This is a genomic window from Vibrio sp. Isolate24 (assembly GCF_022398215.1).
GTDB lineage: Bacteria > Pseudomonadota > Gammaproteobacteria > Enterobacterales > Vibrionaceae > Vibrio > Vibrio coralliilyticus_A.
The window spans coordinates 1-1,197 of record NZ_JAKEUU010000017.1 but is presented as its reverse complement, the minus strand read 5'-3'; the positions used below and the strand labels follow the sequence as shown (position 1 = coordinate 1,197).

Below are 1,197 nucleotides of genomic sequence, written 5' to 3'. Positions count from 1 at the left end.
ACACACCGCCCGTCACACCATGGGAGTGGGCTGCAAAAGAAGTGGGTAGTTTAACCTTCGGGGGGACGCTCACCACTTTGTGGTTCATGACTGGGGTGAAGTCGTAACAAGGTAGCGCTAGGGGAACCTGGCGCTGGATCACCTCCTTAAACGATGATTATTCACGATGAGTGTCCACACAGATTGATAAGTTTATGTAGTTTAAGAGAACGAAGATATCCCAATATCTTCAACTTAGTGTCCCGTTCGTCTAGAGGCCTAGGACACCGCCCTTTCACGGCGGTAACAGGGGTTCGACTCCCCTACGGGATACCATTGGGTCGTTAGCTCAGTTGGTAGAGCAGTTGACTTTTAATCAATTGGTCGCAGGTTCGAATCCTGCACGACCCACCATTNTCGTCTAGAGGCCTAGGACACCGCCCTTTCACGGCGGTAACAGGGGTTCGACTCCCCTACGGGATACCATTGGGTCGTTAGCTCAGTTGGTAGAGCAGTTGACTTTTAATCAATTGGTCGCAGGTTCGAATCCTGCACGACCCACCATTTCTTCCTTAGAAATGACTCTCAAGATGGGGCTATAGCTCAGCTGGGAGAGCGCCTGCCTTGCACGCAGGAGGTCAGCAGTTCGATCCTGCTTAGCTCCACCATTCTTGACGTCTTCCACAAGACGAAAAACTCATGTGGGCGATTAGCTCAGTTGGGAGAGCACCTGCCTTACAAGCAGGGGGTCACTGGTTCGAGCCCGGTATCGCCCACCATTCTCTAAGTATTTTTGGATTCAGATTTCCAAACCACTTCAGTAACGCGTACGTGGTTGGATTTTTGCCGCTGAAAGTCTTTAGAAAATGTAACTTCCTTGTGAAGAAACATAGCTCTTTAACAATTTGGAAAGCTGACGAATAACAACAATCCCCATCTCTWTGAGATGCGTTGTTATTCAWTKAAAAGTTCTCAAATCCTAAATCTTTATGATTTAGGTACCAACACACATTCAAGTGTTCTTGGAAACATCCTTGTGATGTTTAATATTTGAGTCCGGMAAAATCGAGTCTGCATCATGTTTAAATAATTGCAGACAACTTTGGTTGTTTGACTAGAAGACCCTTTGGGGTTGTATGGTTAAGTGACTAAGCGTACACGGTGGATGCCTTGGCAGTCAGAGGCGATGAAGGACGTATTAACTTGCGATAAGCCCAG

Annotated in this window: 6 tRNA genes and 2 rRNA genes; all 8 read left to right on the top strand. The window is 47.3% G+C overall.

Going from position 1 to position 1,197, the window contains the following annotated elements:
* Positions 1 to 149, top strand: a 16S ribosomal RNA gene (locus L1D23_RS22105); the annotation flags it as partial.
* A gap of 90 nt (positions 150 to 239) precedes the next feature.
* Positions 240 to 315, top strand: a tRNA-Glu gene (locus L1D23_RS22100).
* 2 nt (positions 316 to 317) lie between these two features.
* Positions 318 to 393 (top strand) — tRNA-Lys (locus tag L1D23_RS22095).
* A 4-nt stretch (positions 394 to 397) separates the two neighbouring features.
* Positions 398 to 465, top strand: a tRNA-Glu gene (locus L1D23_RS22090).
* 2 nt (positions 466 to 467) lie between these two features.
* Positions 468 to 543 (top strand) — tRNA-Lys (locus L1D23_RS22085).
* A gap of 28 nt (positions 544 to 571) precedes the next feature.
* A tRNA-Ala gene (locus L1D23_RS22080) sits at positions 572 to 647 on the top strand.
* A gap of 35 nt (positions 648 to 682) precedes the next feature.
* Positions 683 to 758 (top strand) — tRNA-Val (locus L1D23_RS22075).
* 359 nt (positions 759 to 1,117) lie between these two features.
* Positions 1,118 to 1,197 (top strand): 23S ribosomal RNA (locus tag L1D23_RS22070); the annotation flags it as partial.